The 13095-nt window shown below is 70.6% G+C and carries 12 protein-coding genes; 4 read left to right on the forward strand and 8 right to left on the reverse strand.

Annotation, left to right across the window (positions count from 1 at the left end; all coding sequences use genetic code 11):
• Positions 1–15 precede the first annotated feature (15 nt).
• The 4 genes from L942_RS13665 to L942_RS13680 all read right to left on the reverse strand — a co-directional run bounded on the left by L942_RS13665 (position 16) and on the right by L942_RS13680 (position 4957).
• Positions 16–942 carry a complex I subunit 1 family protein gene (locus L942_RS13665; protein WP_037359832.1) on the reverse strand — a complete coding sequence of 309 codons (927 nt, stop codon included), beginning with the start codon at positions 940–942 and terminating at the stop codon, positions 16–18.
• Positions 935–2224 carry a hypothetical protein gene (locus L942_RS13670; protein ID WP_037359834.1) on the reverse strand — a complete coding sequence of 430 codons (1290 nt, stop codon included), beginning with the start codon at positions 2222–2224 and terminating at the stop codon, positions 935–937. Before L942_RS13670 ends, L942_RS13665 begins: the two co-directional genes overlap by 8 nt.
• Positions 2215–2556, reverse strand: coding sequence for an NADH-quinone oxidoreductase subunit A (locus tag L942_RS13675; protein ID WP_037359835.1), 342 nt, complete (start codon positions 2554–2556; stop codon positions 2215–2217). The genes L942_RS13670 and L942_RS13675 overlap by 10 nt, the downstream gene beginning before the upstream one ends.
• Positions 2557–3022: 466 nt before the next feature.
• The gene (locus tag L942_RS13680) at positions 3023–4957 is read right to left on the reverse strand and encodes a heavy metal translocating P-type ATPase (RefSeq protein WP_037359993.1); all 1935 of its coding nucleotides are present in this window, start codon (positions 4955–4957) and stop codon (positions 3023–3025) included.
• Positions 4958–5150: 193 nt separating this feature from the next.
• Between L942_RS13680 and L942_RS13685 the strand changes: the two genes are divergently transcribed.
• On the forward strand, positions 5151–5513 hold the full coding sequence (locus L942_RS13685) for an ArsR/SmtB family transcription factor (RefSeq protein ID WP_037359995.1): 363 nt from the start codon (positions 5151–5153) through the stop codon (positions 5511–5513).
• 1048 nt (positions 5514–6561) lie between these two features.
• The gene (locus L942_RS13690; protein WP_051165931.1) at positions 6562–7419 is read left to right on the forward strand and encodes an alpha/beta fold hydrolase; all 858 of its coding nucleotides are present in this window, start codon (positions 6562–6564) and stop codon (positions 7417–7419) included.
• Between the two features lie 50 nt (positions 7420–7469).
• On the opposite strand, the gene L942_RS13695 is transcribed toward L942_RS13690, so the two are convergent.
• Genes L942_RS13695 through L942_RS13710 form a run of 4 tightly spaced genes read right to left on the reverse strand, consistent with a single transcriptional unit; the run spans position 7470 to position 10948 of the window.
• Positions 7470–8648 (reverse strand): aminotransferase class V-fold PLP-dependent enzyme, encoded by a 1179-nt coding sequence (locus L942_RS13695; RefSeq protein WP_037359836.1) that lies wholly within the window; start codon positions 8646–8648, stop codon positions 7470–7472.
• On the reverse strand, positions 8645–9454 hold the full coding sequence (locus L942_RS13700; protein WP_051165932.1) for an amino acid ABC transporter ATP-binding protein: 810 nt from the start codon (positions 9452–9454) through the stop codon (positions 8645–8647). The genes L942_RS13695 and L942_RS13700 overlap by 4 nt, the downstream gene beginning before the upstream one ends.
• Positions 9455–9456: 2 nt before the next feature.
• The gene (locus tag L942_RS13705; protein WP_037359837.1) at positions 9457–10101 is read right to left on the reverse strand and encodes an amino acid ABC transporter permease; all 645 of its coding nucleotides are present in this window, start codon (positions 10099–10101) and stop codon (positions 9457–9459) included.
• 10 nt (positions 10102–10111) lie between these two features.
• The gene (locus L942_RS13710; RefSeq protein WP_235079085.1) at positions 10112–10948 is read right to left on the reverse strand and encodes a transporter substrate-binding domain-containing protein; all 837 of its coding nucleotides are present in this window, start codon (positions 10946–10948) and stop codon (positions 10112–10114) included.
• A 316-nt stretch (positions 10949–11264) separates the two neighbouring features.
• On the opposite strand from L942_RS13710, the gene L942_RS13715 reads away from it, so the two are divergent.
• Positions 11265–12494, forward strand: coding sequence for a hypothetical protein (locus L942_RS13715; RefSeq protein WP_051165933.1), 1230 nt, complete (start codon positions 11265–11267; stop codon positions 12492–12494).
• A 163-nt stretch (positions 12495–12657) separates the two neighbouring features.
• Positions 12658–12969, forward strand: coding sequence for a cupredoxin domain-containing protein (locus L942_RS42855; protein WP_051165934.1), 312 nt, complete (start codon positions 12658–12660; stop codon positions 12967–12969).
• Positions 12970–13095: the final 126 nt, after the last annotated feature.

Here is a 13095-nt window from a genome sequence, read left to right on the forward strand (position 1 = left end):
CGACTGCTCCCTTCCTCAGCGAACGAGCACAACGACGGCGACGACCAGCGCCTGCACCAGGGTGACCGGGATCAGCACGACCCAGGCGATCTCCTGGTAGCGCTCCATCCGCACGGTGGGCAGCCGGCGTTTCAGCCACACCAGCACGGCCAGCACCGCGAGGGTCTTGACCACCGACCACAACCACGGCGGCAGCAGCGGCCCGGCACCGCCGCCGAGGAACAGCGGCACCGCGAACGCCGCCCCGGACACCAGCAGCAACCAGCGTCCGCCGAGGAACACCAGACGGTCCACTCCGGACAGTTCGGCAGCCGCCCCGCCGGACGCGTCCGAGCCGACCGGGTGATCGAACGGACCCCAGAACGCCATCGCCGGAACCGACAGCAGGTACCCGGCGAACGCGGCCGGCATCCACACGACGAACCACAGCGAACCCTGCGCGGCCACCACATCCGACACCCGCAGCGAACCCGCGCCCAGCGCCGCGGTGATCAACGCGAACATATGCGGCAGTTCGTAGGCCAGCCCCTGCGCGATGAACCGGTAGCCGCCGACCAGGCCGTACGCCGAGTTGGCGCCCCAGCCGACCAGCCAGACGGCCGCCCAAGCCACCACCTCCATGGCGTTGAACCAGACGATGCCGATCGAGAAGTCCGCGACCGGCCGCTGGCCGAACGGGGTGACCAGCGACGCGAGCACGGCGGCGGCCAGGAGCGCGACCGCCCCGCTCTGTCCTAAGAGGACATCCGCGGCCAGTGTGCGCCGTCGCTGCCCCACCAGGAACCCGGCGAGGTCGCGCAGCGGGAGGGTCAGCGCCTGTCGTGCCGGTGCGCCCGCGGTCCGGGCGGTGAGCACGGCGTCCGCCGACGCGGTCGCCGCGGCGAGGGCCGCCAGCACGAGCGGCAGGAGCAATCCTGCCCACCAGGGCAGTTCGTCACCCATGGGTCACCCGCGTCCGCTCGAGATCGGGATCGAGACCGGCGACGATCAACCGCGCAGCCGCGAGTTCGGCACCGGCCAGCAGATCGGGCAGCAGAGCGAGAATTTCGTCCGGGTCCTCGACGGTGGCCGGTGCGGCGCCGGTCGCCTCGTCGAGCCAGCGGTACAGGCGATCGGCGGTGTCGCCGGCCAGCGCTCCGCGGTCGAGCCGCCCCAGCCCGGACAACGACCAGCGCAGCGTCCTCGACCGCCGGACGCGGCGGGCCCACCGGGCCAGCTGGCCGCCGACGTCGCGTCCGGCGAGCAGATCGTCGCGCAACCGGCAGGCGGCGACGGCGGCGTCCTCCCAGCCCGCGACGGACAGCAGCCGCGCGCAGCTGTCGAGCCGTCGCGCGGCGATCCGGGTGCTTTCGAGCGGGAGCGTGTCCCAGAACGGCTCCATGCCGTGCGGGTGGCCGCGCACCGCTTCGACTTCGGCCTCTTGGATCACGTCGCCTTGCAGCGTTGTCCGCACCAGCAGCCCGGCCGGCCACGCGGGCAGCACCGGGCCGAGCGGCACGGTGAGCCGGTCGAGTTTCAGGCCGTCGCGGTCGTCGGCGCGGTCCGCCATCGGGATGCCGCCGGGCATGGACATCCCGCCCATGTCGTGTCCGTGGTGGCCGCCGTGCCCCATGTCGTGGGACTGGTGCTCGCTGTGGCCCATGTCGTGGCCTTGGTGCCCGCCATCGTCCGAGTCGTGGGCTTGGTGGCCGTGCTGGCTCATGTCGTGCCCGCCGTGCGCGGCGTCGCCGGTGTCGTGGGCTTCGTCCATGGCGTGGCCGCTGTGGTCCATGGCGTGCTCGTGGTGTCCGCCGTGCCCCATGCCGGGCTCAGCGTCGTCGCCGTGGTGCATCTCGTGGCCGTGCATTCCGTGGTTGTCGGCCGGAGGATGCTGACTGCGGGCTGCTTCGTGGCGGTCCAGGTCGGCGTCCGGCGGCAGCACCCCGGAACGGAGTTGCTGTTCCGCCTCGGTCAGCTTGGCGTCCGCCTCGGCGGGATCGGCAATGTCGGCTCGGGACCGGGGTCCCGGAACGACGCGCCACACGGCTTCGAGGAACGGTTCCATCGCCGGATCCCGCGGTCCGGCGACGATCAGCAGATTCGCTTCGGCCGGGTTCGGCGCGGGACGCCAGCCTTGCCGGCGGAGCCGCTGTTCCGCGGCGAGCCGGGCGGCAGTTCCCCCGACCGTGCTGACGAGCAGCGGCCGCACCGAAATCCGCTGGAGCAGCCAGGCGGTCAGGTCCATCGGAACACGCCTTCCCGCCGCGCGTACCAGACTCCGGCGAAGAGCACGGCGAGGAACGCGAACATCTCCACGACCGCTGTGGTCCCGACTTCCTTGACGACCAGCGTCCACGGGTACATGAAGACCATCTCCATGTCGAAGGCGAGGAACACCATGGTGATCGGGTACCAGCGGACGTGGAAACGGGACACCGCGTGCTCGGCCGGGGAACCGCCGGAGAGGAACGGCAGGACGTCCCGTGCGGTCGGCGCGAGCCGGACCAGCCGCGCGAAGGCGTAGCCGCCGGCGGCCAGCAGGACAACCGCGGCAAGGGCCGCGAGCGCACCCAGCACTCCGCCTCCTCGGTCTGCATCGGTCTACTACGGAGCTTAGAGGGCCGGACCGGGACCGGCAGCTCGACGCTCCTATACGGGTACGGGGTAATGCTATAGGGGCGCTCGCAGGCTGTCGATCTGGGATCGGCTTCGGTGCCGATGGCGGGCTTGGGCGGTTTTTCGTACGGGTGGGCCGTGGCACGGAAACGCCCGGCGGCGGGTAAGCGGGCGGCCGCGGCAGGTTCCTGTGATCCGGTTCCGGGCGCGTGACCTGGCGGGGTGGCTCGGGCAGGCGAGCAGGCGGTGCCGCCCGACTGTCCTCTTCGGACGCTGTGGTCGACGGGATGTCGTTGGCCTGGAACGGTGGCGATTCGCCGACGTCGCGAGGCGGGCCCGGACGGCTGGTGCCCCGGCGACCTCCGGGAGAACACACCGCGGCGGCCGAAATCCGCTGCTGACAAGAAAGTCGCGACGATCGGCAGCGTCAGGTTCCGGACGTCGCGGCTTCCCGATCTCCGCCGGCGGCCGGTGCGGACTCGCGGACGGCGCGGCGCCAGGCCGCCGCGCGCAGGAGGCGGAGGCCGTTGAGGCCGACGATGACCGTGGAGCCTTCGTGTCCGGCGACGCCGAGCGGGAGCGGGAGGGTGCCGATCAGGTCCCAGAGGACCAGGGCGGTGATGAAGGTCGCGGCGATGACGAGGTTGGCGGTGACGACGCGGCGGGCTCGGCGCGACAGCGCGATGACGGCGGGGACCGTGGCGAGGTCGTCGCGGATGATCACGGCGTCGGCGGTCTGCAGGGTCAGGTCGGATCCCGCTCCGCCCATCGCGATTCCGGTGTGGGCGGCGGCGAGAGCGGGGGCGTCGTTGATGCCGTCGCCGATCACGGTGACGCGCTGGCCGTCGGCTGCCAGTTCGCGCACGGCGATGACCTTGTCGTCGGGCAGCAGCCCGGCGCGCACGTCGGCGATCCCGACCTGGCCGGCCAGTTTCCGGGCTGTGGCGTGGTTGTCTCCGGTCAACAGGACCGGGGCGGCGCCGGTGAGCCGGGTGACTGCCGAGACGGCGCCGGCGGCTTCGGGGCGCAGCTGGTCGGTGATCGCCAGTACCGCGATCGGCTGGTGCTCGCACCGCACGACCACGGCGGTGTTGCCGCGCTGCTGCAGGGCGCCGACCGCGGAGGCGGCGGTGGCGAGGCCGGCCGTGCCGTCTCCCTCCGGCAGGAGGGCGCCAGGCGAGCCGACCTGGATGAACCGGTCCTCGACCCGCGCGGAGACGCCGCGCCCGGGCTGGGCGCTGAATTCGTCGACGGCGGGCAGTTCGAGGCCGCGGGCTCGGGCTGCCCGCACGACAGCGGCGGCGAGCGGGTGCTCGCTGGGGTGCTCGGCCGCTGCGGCCAGCCGCAGGACGTCGTCTTCGGTGAAGCGCGTACCGGGCAGGACGCGGATCTCGGCCAGCTCCGGGACGCCGCGGGTGAGAGTGCCGGTCTTGTCGAAGGCGACGCGGGTGGTCGCGCCGAGCTGCTCCATCACGACGGCGGACTTGGCGAGCACGCCGTGGCGCCCGGCGTTGGCGATCGCAGCCAGCAGCGGCGGCATCGTCGCGAGGACCACCGCGCAGGGCGAGGCGACGATCATGAACGTCATCGCGCGCAACAGCGAGTCCCGCAGCGGGTCGCCCCACAGCAGCGGGAGCACGAACGGGGCGATGGTCGCGGCGACCATGCCGAGCGAGTAGCGCTGCTCGACTTTTTCGATGAACAGCTGGGTTTTCGCCTTGGTCCGGCTGGCCTGCTCGACCAGGGACGCGATGCGGGCGACGACGGAGTCTTCGGCGCGGCGGTCCACGCGCACGCGCAGCGACCCGGTGCCGTTGAGGGTGCCCGCGAACACCTCGTCGCCGGTCGTCTTGTCCACCGGCAGCGGTTCGCCGGTGATGGTCGCCTGGTCGACTTCGCTGGCCCCGCCCACGACCGCGCCGTCGGCGGCGATGCGCTCGCCGGGCCGCACCAGCACGACGTCGCCGACCTCCAGATCGGCCGCCCGCACCGTGTGCTCGGCGCCGTCGGGGCCGAGGCGGGTCGCGGTTTCGGGCGCGAGGTCGAGCAGGCCGCGGACCGCGTCCTCGGTGCGGGCGGTGGCCAGTGCCTCCAGCGCGCCGGAGGTGGCGAAGATGACGATCAGCAGGCCGCCGTCCATCACCTGCCCGATCGCCGCGGCCCCGATCGCGGCGGCGACCATCAGCAGGTCGACGTCCAGGGTTTTCTCGCGCAGCGCCTGCAGCCCGGCCCATCCGGGTTCCCATCCGCCGGTGACGTAGCAGGCCAGGTACAGCGCCCACCACGCCCACGCCGGACCGCCGGCCAGCTGCACGGCCAGCCCGGTCAGGAACAGCGTGAGCGCGGCCGCGGCCCAGCGCATCTCCGCCAGCGCGAACAGCCGGGTCCGCCGTGCGGGGACACCCTCGGCAGGCGCCGCGACAGCTGAAGCGCCGGCTGCGACGGTGGGCGACGAGACCACGAGGAACCTCCAAGACGAGCGGGCTGACTGGATCACGATAACAGAACACATGAAGATGTCTTCATGCGTTATGGGGTGAGTTATGCTGCACCGCATGGGACACGGGGTGCAGGGGCACGATCGCCCGGCAGCACGGCTCGACGCCGAGTCGGCCGCGCACGTCGCCACCACCCTGCAGGCGCTGGCCACCCCGAGCCGGTTGCTGATCCTGACCGAACTGCGGCACGAACCCCGGCCGGTCACCGCGCTCGCGGAGGCGATCGGCATGGAACAGTCCGCGGTGTCGCATCAGCTGCGGCTGCTGCGCAATCTCGGCCTGGTCACCGGCACCCGGACCGGCCGCAGCATTGTCTACAGCCTCTACGACAACCACGTCGCCCAGCTGCTGGACGAAGCCGTCTACCACAGCGAGCACTTGCGTCTCGGGTTGAGCGACGCTCCCCGCACCGCGGGCTGACCGTCCTCGGAACCCGGGGCGGTGCACCGAGTTCGCGGAAGCGCTCTGCCGGAACTCGACGCCGGTCCGCCGGGGCGGAGCCGCTGTGCCCCCGCTGATCGGTTCCGGCCGGCCGCGCGGGGAGGGACTCTGATTCCCCATGCCAGGAACTTGAGGTGAAGCTGTGGGCGCGGTTGAGGCGTGTCTGTCCTAGGTCGCAGAGCTGGCTGGACTCGGTGGCTCGGCAGAGGGAGGGCCAGCGCCCCAATGTGGCATTGGGTGCATGCGACGCACCCAATGTGGCATTGGGTGCGCGGCGGGAACGGTCAGAGGGGCATCAATCGGTCATTCCGGCGGCGTCGGCTTCTCTTGTGGACGGTCAGCAGGCCGTGTCGACGCGGCTTAAGTTCCTGGCATTGACTCTGAGTCCCTCAGGGTTCCCCTCACGGACCTGCGAAGACAGTCATGCGGGAATCAATGGGGCATTTCAGCGATCCTGACGTCCTTTACGGACGGTCAGCGGGCCGAGGCCACGAAGGTTAAGTCCCTGGCATTGCGTGCCGGCCTGCCGGGAGGCCGGCGAGGTCGGCGACGAGGCCGCTGAGCATGCCGCCGCACCCGCCTCGCGCCGGGTCACCGCCGCGCTCGCACAGGCGACCCTCGAAACGGCTGCTGCGGCGCCTTGGCCCCGCCGCACTGCCGTCCACATCTCAGGAAGATCGAAGGACCGGATCCCGCCTCGGGCAAGTTCGTACATCGGCAACCTGCTGCGGCGCTTGCGTCGCCGCGAGCCGAGGCGAAAGGCCCATCGCGATGTTCGGTCGCTCGCCCGAGCTGCCGAAGAGTGCGGTCGGTCAGCGGGTACCTTGCCGCGGAAGAGTTTTGCCCCGTCCGGCGGGGCCGGCGATGGGCCGCACCTGATCCTCAGGCGTGCTTTCGGCCGAGATCATCCGGCAATGCGGAGCGCGGCAGAAGGCATCGATCTCGACCGGCGAGCCTGCCGGGCTGTCGACCCGGGATCAACCTTGGGGTGGAGGCGAGCGAGCGTGCTCGTTCGTACGGTTGCGCCATGGCACCGACGCAAGACAGCTTCCCGGTACGAACCGTGGAGCTGGAAGACGGCAGGCGGCTCGCGTTCGAGGAGCGGGGCAACCACGACGGATTCCCGGTGTTCCGGTTCCACGGCACGCCCGGGTCGCGGCGGGAACAGTTTCCCGGCGAAGAGGCGACTGCCGGACTCGGCGTCCGGCTGATCACCTTCGACCGGCCTGGCTATGGCCGCTCCGACCCGCGCCCGGGCCGGACGCTGCTCGACGTCGCGTGCGATGCCGCGCGGCTGGCCGATGCTCTCGGCATAGACGCGTTCGCCGTGACCGGGATGTCCGGCGGTGCCCCCTTCGCACTCGCGACGGCATGGTCCTGTCCGGACCGAGTGACTGCGGTGGCGCTCACGTGCGGCATCGCACCGCTGGACCGGCCGGGCGCGTTGGAGGGGATGCACGCGCCGAACGCGCGCGAATTCTCGTGCGCGGCACAGGAACCGGAGCGATTGGAGAGCCTGCTTTCCGGCGGGAGCCTTGCGGCGGACTTGCCGGCGGACGAGGTGCGGGCATTCGGCGGGATCGACGGGCTCGGCGAAGCCCTGGCACCGGGCTTGGCCGAGGCTGCCCGGCAGGGCTGGGCCGGAGTGCTTGCGGACGACCTGGCATTCGTGCGGCCGTGGGGATTCGACCTGGCCGCGATCGCCGTCCCGGTGTCGTTGTGGCACGGCGACCGCGATTCGCTGGTCCCGTTCCACCACGCCGAACATCTCGCGGCTCGGATCCCTGGCGCGGCGCTGCACCGCTGCCGCGGCGAAGGGCACCTCGCGATGTTCGGCCGCCAGGAGGAAGCACTGGCGAGCCTGCTCCCGCAGCGGATTCGGTGAGGCGGAGGCGCTTCCGCCGCATCGGAGCGACTCCGCGAGGCCGGCCGAGTTCATCCGGCAGCGTGGAGCACGCGGCAGAAGGCGTCGATCTCCTCGACGGTGTTGTAGTAGTGCAGCGAGGCGCGCACGACCTCGGCCAGGCCGCGATGCTCCATGTCCCAGCGAGTCGACGGTGCGCGGGACACGCTCACGTTGATCGAGTGTTGTGCCAGCGTCGTTTTCACCGCGTCGCCGGTCATGGCGTCGACGGTGAAGGAGACGATTCCGCACTGCTCGGCGCCGACGTCGCGCACGCGGACACCCGGCAGTTCGTCCAGGCGGAGGCGAAGGTCGGCGGCAAGCCGGCTGACGCGCTCCCAGATGGCGTCGAGATCCCAGCCGAGCGCGTAGTCGACCGCTGCGCCGAAGCCGATTTTCGCCGCGACATTGAATTCCCAGGATTCGAACCGGCGTGCGTCCTCGCGCATCTCGTAGCGGTCGCGCGCTACCCACTTGGCGGCGTGCAGATCCAGCATGGGTGGTGCCAGCTCGGCCAGCCGTTCGCGGCGGACGTAGAGGATCCCGGTCCCGCGCGGCCCGCGCAGGTACTTGCGCCCGGTCAGCGACAGCAGGTCGCAGCCGATCGCGTCGACGTCGAGCGGGATCTGGCCGGCCGACTGGCAGGCGTCGAGCAGGAACAGCACGCCGGCCTCGCGGGCCGCGCGGCCGACTTCCGCCGCCGGGTTGACCAGGCCGCCGTTGGTGGGCACGTGGGTCAGCGAGACCAGCCGGACCCGGTCGTCGAGCATCTCGCGCAGCCGCGGCACCGAAATCTGGCCGGATTCGTCGTTGGGCACTACCGCCACCTCGATGCCGTGGCGTTCGGCGGCCTGCAGGTAGGCGATGAAGTTGCTCGCGTACTCGGCTTCGCTGGTGAGGACGCGGTCGCCGGGCCGGAACGGAATCGCGAAGAACGCCAAGTCCCAGGCCCGGGTGGCGCTGTCGAGGAACGCGATCTCGTCCGGTGCGCAGCCGAGCAGGCGCGCCGCCGACGGGTAGACGCCTTCCAGGGCGTCGTTCGCGGCGGCAGCGGCCTCGTATCCGCCGATGCTCGCTTCGAGATTGAGATGCCCGATGACGCCGTCCAGCACCGGACGCGGCATCAAGGCGGCTCCGGCGTTGTTGAAGTGCACGACCGTCTCGCAGCCGGGCGTTTCCTTGCGTGCGGTGTCGACGTCGAACGGGGTCATACCGCCTCCTCGCCGCGTCGGGGGAGGGGCGCGGCTGCCGTCGCGCCCGTGTGATCCACCAGTCGCAGGAACGAGCGTGCCCGTTCCTGGGTCGGCCGGGTGAAGAAGGCTTCCGGCGCCGCTTCTTCGACGATGACGCCGCCGTCCATGAACACGATGCGGTCGGCGATTTCGCGGGCGAAGTGGGTCTCGTGCGTGACGATCACCATGGTCATGCCTTCTCCGGCCAGCTCCCTGATGACTTCCAGCACCTCGGCGTGCAGTTCGGGGTCCAGTGCCGAGGTGGGTTCGTCGAAGAGCACTGCCCGCGGTTCCATCGCCAGCGCCCGGGCGATGGCGACTCGCTGCTTCTGACCGCCCGAGAGGCGGGATGGGTATTCGTCGCGTTTTCCGGACAGCCCGACCCTGTCCAGCAGCCGCTCGCCGAGGGCGATCGCCTCGGACATCGGCAGCTGACGGACCTGGCGCGGCCCCTCGATGACGTTGCCCAGGGCGGTCATGTGCGGGAACAGGTTGAACTGCTGGAAGACCATGCCGGTTCGCCGGCGGGCTTGCCGCGCCAGCCGCCGTCCGGCGCGGTCGCGCGGCGAACCGCAGTCGAAAGCGCAGTCGCAGACGCGCAGATGCCCGGAATCGGGCTCCTCCAACAGGTTCATGCACCGCACCAGGGTCGTCTTGCCCGATCCGGACGGTCCCATGAGGACCACGACCTCGCCGGCCCGGACGGTCAGGTCCACGCCGCGGAGCACCTCGAGGTCGGCGAAGCGCTTGTGGATGCCGCGAAGTTCGATCATCGGCTGGGTCATCTTCAGTACGCCCTTCCCATCCGCTTTTCGAGCACGCTCTGCCCGAGCGACAGCAACGTGTTGATCAGCCAGTACATCAGCCCGGCGAGCAGGAATGCCTCCATGTAACGGAAACTGGCGTTTCCCACGCTTTCCGCGACCCGGGTCAGCTCGACCACGGTCACCACCGACGCCAGCGAGGTGTCCTTCATGAGTGCGATGAAGCGGCTGCCGACCGCCGGCGTCGCGATCCGGATCGCCTGCGGGAACACGATCCTGCGGAAAGTGCGCCAGTACGGCATGCCGATCGAGGAGGCGGCTTCCCACTGTCCTTTGTCGACACCGAGGATTCCGCCGCGGAAGTTCTCGCTGAGGTAGGCGGCGGAGAACAGCGTCAGAGCCAGGATCGCTGACGGGATCGGCTCCAGCTGGACGCCCAGCTGCGGCAGTCCGAAGTAGAGCACCATGATCTGGATCAGCAGCGGGGTGCCGCGGAACACCGAGACGTAGCCGATCGCGACGGCCCGCAGCACCCGGATCGACGAGATCCGCGCCAGTGCGATCAGCGCACCGAGCGCCGAGCCGAGGGCGAACGACACCACGCCGAGCAGCACGGTGACGCCGAGTCCTTTGGCCAGCATGGGAAACGCGTTGGCGAGCAGGTCCATGACGTCCTCCCTAGTTCGCCGGCGCGGTCTTGAGTTCGGCCGCCATGTCCAGGCCGCCGAGCCACTGCTTCGAGATGCGGGTCAGGGTGCCGTCGGCGATCATCGCGGCGATCGCCTTGTCGGCTTCCTGTTTGAGCGCGGGCGAATCCTTGCGGAAGGACATGCCGTTGACCTCGCTCTCCAGCAGCGGTCCCACCGGCTTCACGGCGAGGCCGTTCTTGCTGGCCAGGTAACTGCCCTGGAAGCGTGAAACCAGCATCGCGTCGGCGTTCCCGCGGGAAAGATCGGTCAGGCCGAGTGTCGCGTTCTCGTACGTTTTCACCTGCACGTCCGGGATCTTGTCCTGTGCGAAGCTTTGCTGCGTCGTGCCTGCCGACACCGCGACCGTCTTGCCCTTGAGGTCGGTCAGCGAGGCGATCTTCGGATTCGACGCCTGAACGAAGACCGAGATTCCGTTCACCTCGTAGGGCCGGGAGAAGTCGACCTGTTGCTTGCGGGCCGCGGTGATGGTCTGGCCGGAGATCACCATGTCGTACCGGCCCGCCTTGATGCCTTCGATGAACGTCTGGAAACTCGCCTGGACGAATTCGACCTTCCCGACGCCCATCCGGCGCGCCAGTTCGTTGGCGACATCCACGTCGTAGCCGATCGGAGTGCCCGACGGGCCAACGAAATTCCACGGTGGATTCGCTTGTGTCAGCGCGACGCGCAAGGTGCCGCTGTCGCGCACCTTCTGCAGCACGTCTCCGGAGGCTGCGCTCGAACAACCGAGCACCGTCCCGGCCGAGACGATCAGAACCGAGGACAGGACGACCCTTCGCGACAGCTGCATCCGTACCTTGCGCATGGCGGCTCCCTTGGGGACAGAGGAATCTGGCGGCCATCGGACACCCGTCGCGGCAGCCGCTTCGGTCGTGATGCGCATCACTCGAACGAGTGGACTGTATGCCCCCCTAGGGTATGGGTCAACGGGGGTTCACCCGGCTGTCGGACTGGAAACCGAACCGTAACGACCTGAGCGTAAGGTCGCGGCGGGCGAGCCGAGGGCCGTCAACCTACTGCCGGCTGCCTGCGCGAACAAGGCGACGACGCGTGCGCGCGCTTCCTCGCTCCTAACTCAAGTAGTAGATTGACGGTCTGTCCGGAGTGGAAGGTGGACGCTCATGCCGGAGCAGCAAGCGGTGCGGCCGACGCTGATGACCCGGCTCGCGGCTGTGCTGCGGGGAGAGGTCTCGGCCGAGACGGTGGAGGCGTACCGGCGAGCCGGTGCGGGCGCGTACGAGGACTTGCTGACGGCGGAGAAACTCCGGGACCGCCTTGCCGGCCGCGGGGCCACGCTGTGGCAAGCGCGCCCAGGCGAGCTGAGCCAGCTGCTGTGCACCTGGAACGCATTCGCCTTGCAGACCCTCGGCGACCAGTTCGTCGAGGCGGACTACACGGCGGTTCCCCGGACCGTCGGATACCTTCCGCCGGTGACGGCGGAGCAGGCGGCCGCGTTCCTCGGCGAGGTCGAGCAGTGGTCGTCGCGCGCACGACGGGCCGCGCGCGACCCCGGTTTCGACGTCGCCGCCGAGGTGAGCCTGCCCGCCTCGCTTCCCGCCTGGGTCGAGGCCGAACCGTGTCCGCGTGCGCATCTGGCCGCCATGCTCGCCGCGGTGCGGACGATGCGCGACCATGTTCAGGCAGCGCAGGCCGACTTCGCCCGCACCGGAATCCCCGCGGGCAAGAACGCCCTCGCGGCCACCGTCGACGGGATGGTGGCGGAAGCCGAGGGCACTGCGTCCTACGCGGAGTCGCTGTGGTCCCCGAACGCTGACGCGGCCGTTCATCAGCGGGTCGAGAACTCGGTCAAGTGCGCGATCGAGCGCTACTACCTCATCGGGCAGCTGCTCGCGATGCCGGCTCTGCTGGATCGCCCCGACGTCCAGGTCGCGATGGTGTCGGGACCGGCCTTGCCGGTTCCCGGACAGGCGGGCTTCGACCCGTGGTGCCTCACCGACCCGGCAAGCCGGGCGAGCTGGAAGCGCGACCCGGCCGCGCGCCGGGCAATCGATCACCTGTGGCGCTGCGACCCGGACCCCGCGGCGACGCTGACGATCCAGGCGCAGATCGATGCGGCGCTGCGGGCGGAGGCGATCGCGGCCGGGACCACGGCCAGCGGCGCGGCGATCGGCAACTACTACTGCTGCCCCTGGTCGGCGATCTACCTCGTGCGCGCCCCGGTCGTGATCGCCGGCCGCCGGCTGCGTCCGGGGGACCAGTTCACGCTGGACGTTTCGGCGGAGGAGATCGCCGAGGGCGGCCCGTTCAAGCGGGCGCTGCTCGTGGGGCCGTTCCATCCCACGAACGACATCGACTACTGCGATCCGGCGTCGGGCGGCCGCCATGGCTAGGCGCGGCGCGACGTGTCGGCGGGGCGGTCTCCGGGCAGCCGCGGCTGGCGGAATCCTGGCGCTCGGCGCGGCCGGATGCGGCGGGAGCGGTGCCGGATCGCCCGGCAGCCCAGCTTCGCCGGCTCGGTCGTCGAGCGCTGCGCCGCCGGGGACGCGGGTCGCGGTGGAGCTGACCGAGTTCGCGATCCGGCTGCCGCAGCGAACGTGGGCACCCGGCACCTACACCTTCGTCGCGAGCAACAGCGGAACGACAGTCCACGCGCTGGAACTCGCCGGACCCGGCGGTGCCGATCAGAAGACCGGCACCTTGCGCGGCGGCGAGTCGGGGAGCTTCACCGTCACGCTCCAGCCAGGGCGCTATGAGCTTTCCTGCCCGGTCGGCAACCACAAGGAACTCGGCATGGACACGACGATCGAGGTGGGCTCCGCCGCACCCGGTACGTCGCCCGCTCAGCCCAGCGGCGGCGGCGACTGAACAGCGGGGGCAGGCCTGCCCGCAGGACTGTGGTGGGAGAATGATCCCCAGCTGGCCGAACGGTTCAGGCGGCAGTGATTTTCGGCAGCGCTGCTCTCCTTCGCGCGCCGGACAGCCGATCACAGC

Origin of the sequence: Amycolatopsis orientalis DSM 43388 (assembly GCF_000411975.1) — a bacterium.
Taxonomy (GTDB): domain Bacteria; phylum Actinomycetota; class Actinomycetes; order Mycobacteriales; family Pseudonocardiaceae; genus Amycolatopsis; species Amycolatopsis orientalis_D.

Bases quoted from the DNA above. Each gene is read 5' to 3' on its own strand.
- L942_RS13705 (WP_037359837.1), bottom strand. From the start codon at position 10,101: ATGGACCTGCTCGCCAACGCGTTTCCCATGCTGGCCAAAGGACTCGGC.
- L942_RS13710 (WP_235079085.1), bottom strand. From the start codon at position 10,948: ATGCGCAAGGTACGGATGCAGCTGTCGCGAAGGGTCGTCCTGTCCTCG.
- L942_RS13690 (WP_051165931.1), top strand. From the start codon at position 6,562: ATGGCACCGACGCAAGACAGCTTCCCGGTACGAACCGTGGAGCTGGAA.
- L942_RS13680 (WP_037359993.1), bottom strand. From the start codon at position 4,957: ATGCGCTGGGCCGCGGCCGCGCTCACGCTGTTCCTGACCGGGCTGGCC.
- L942_RS13715 (WP_051165933.1), top strand. From the start codon at position 11,265: ATGCCGGAGCAGCAAGCGGTGCGGCCGACGCTGATGACCCGGCTCGCG.
- L942_RS13700 (WP_051165932.1), bottom strand. From the start codon at position 9,454: ATGACCCAGCCGATGATCGAACTTCGCGGCATCCACAAGCGCTTCGCC.
- L942_RS13695 (WP_037359836.1), bottom strand. From the start codon at position 8,648: ATGACCCCGTTCGACGTCGACACCGCACGCAAGGAAACGCCCGGCTGC.
- L942_RS13685 (WP_037359995.1), top strand. From the start codon at position 5,151: ATGGGACACGGGGTGCAGGGGCACGATCGCCCGGCAGCACGGCTCGAC.
- L942_RS13670 (WP_037359834.1), bottom strand. From the start codon at position 2,224: ATGGACCTGACCGCCTGGCTGCTCCAGCGGATTTCGGTGCGGCCGCTG.
- L942_RS13665 (WP_037359832.1), bottom strand. From the start codon at position 942: ATGGGTGACGAACTGCCCTGGTGGGCAGGATTGCTCCTGCCGCTCGTG.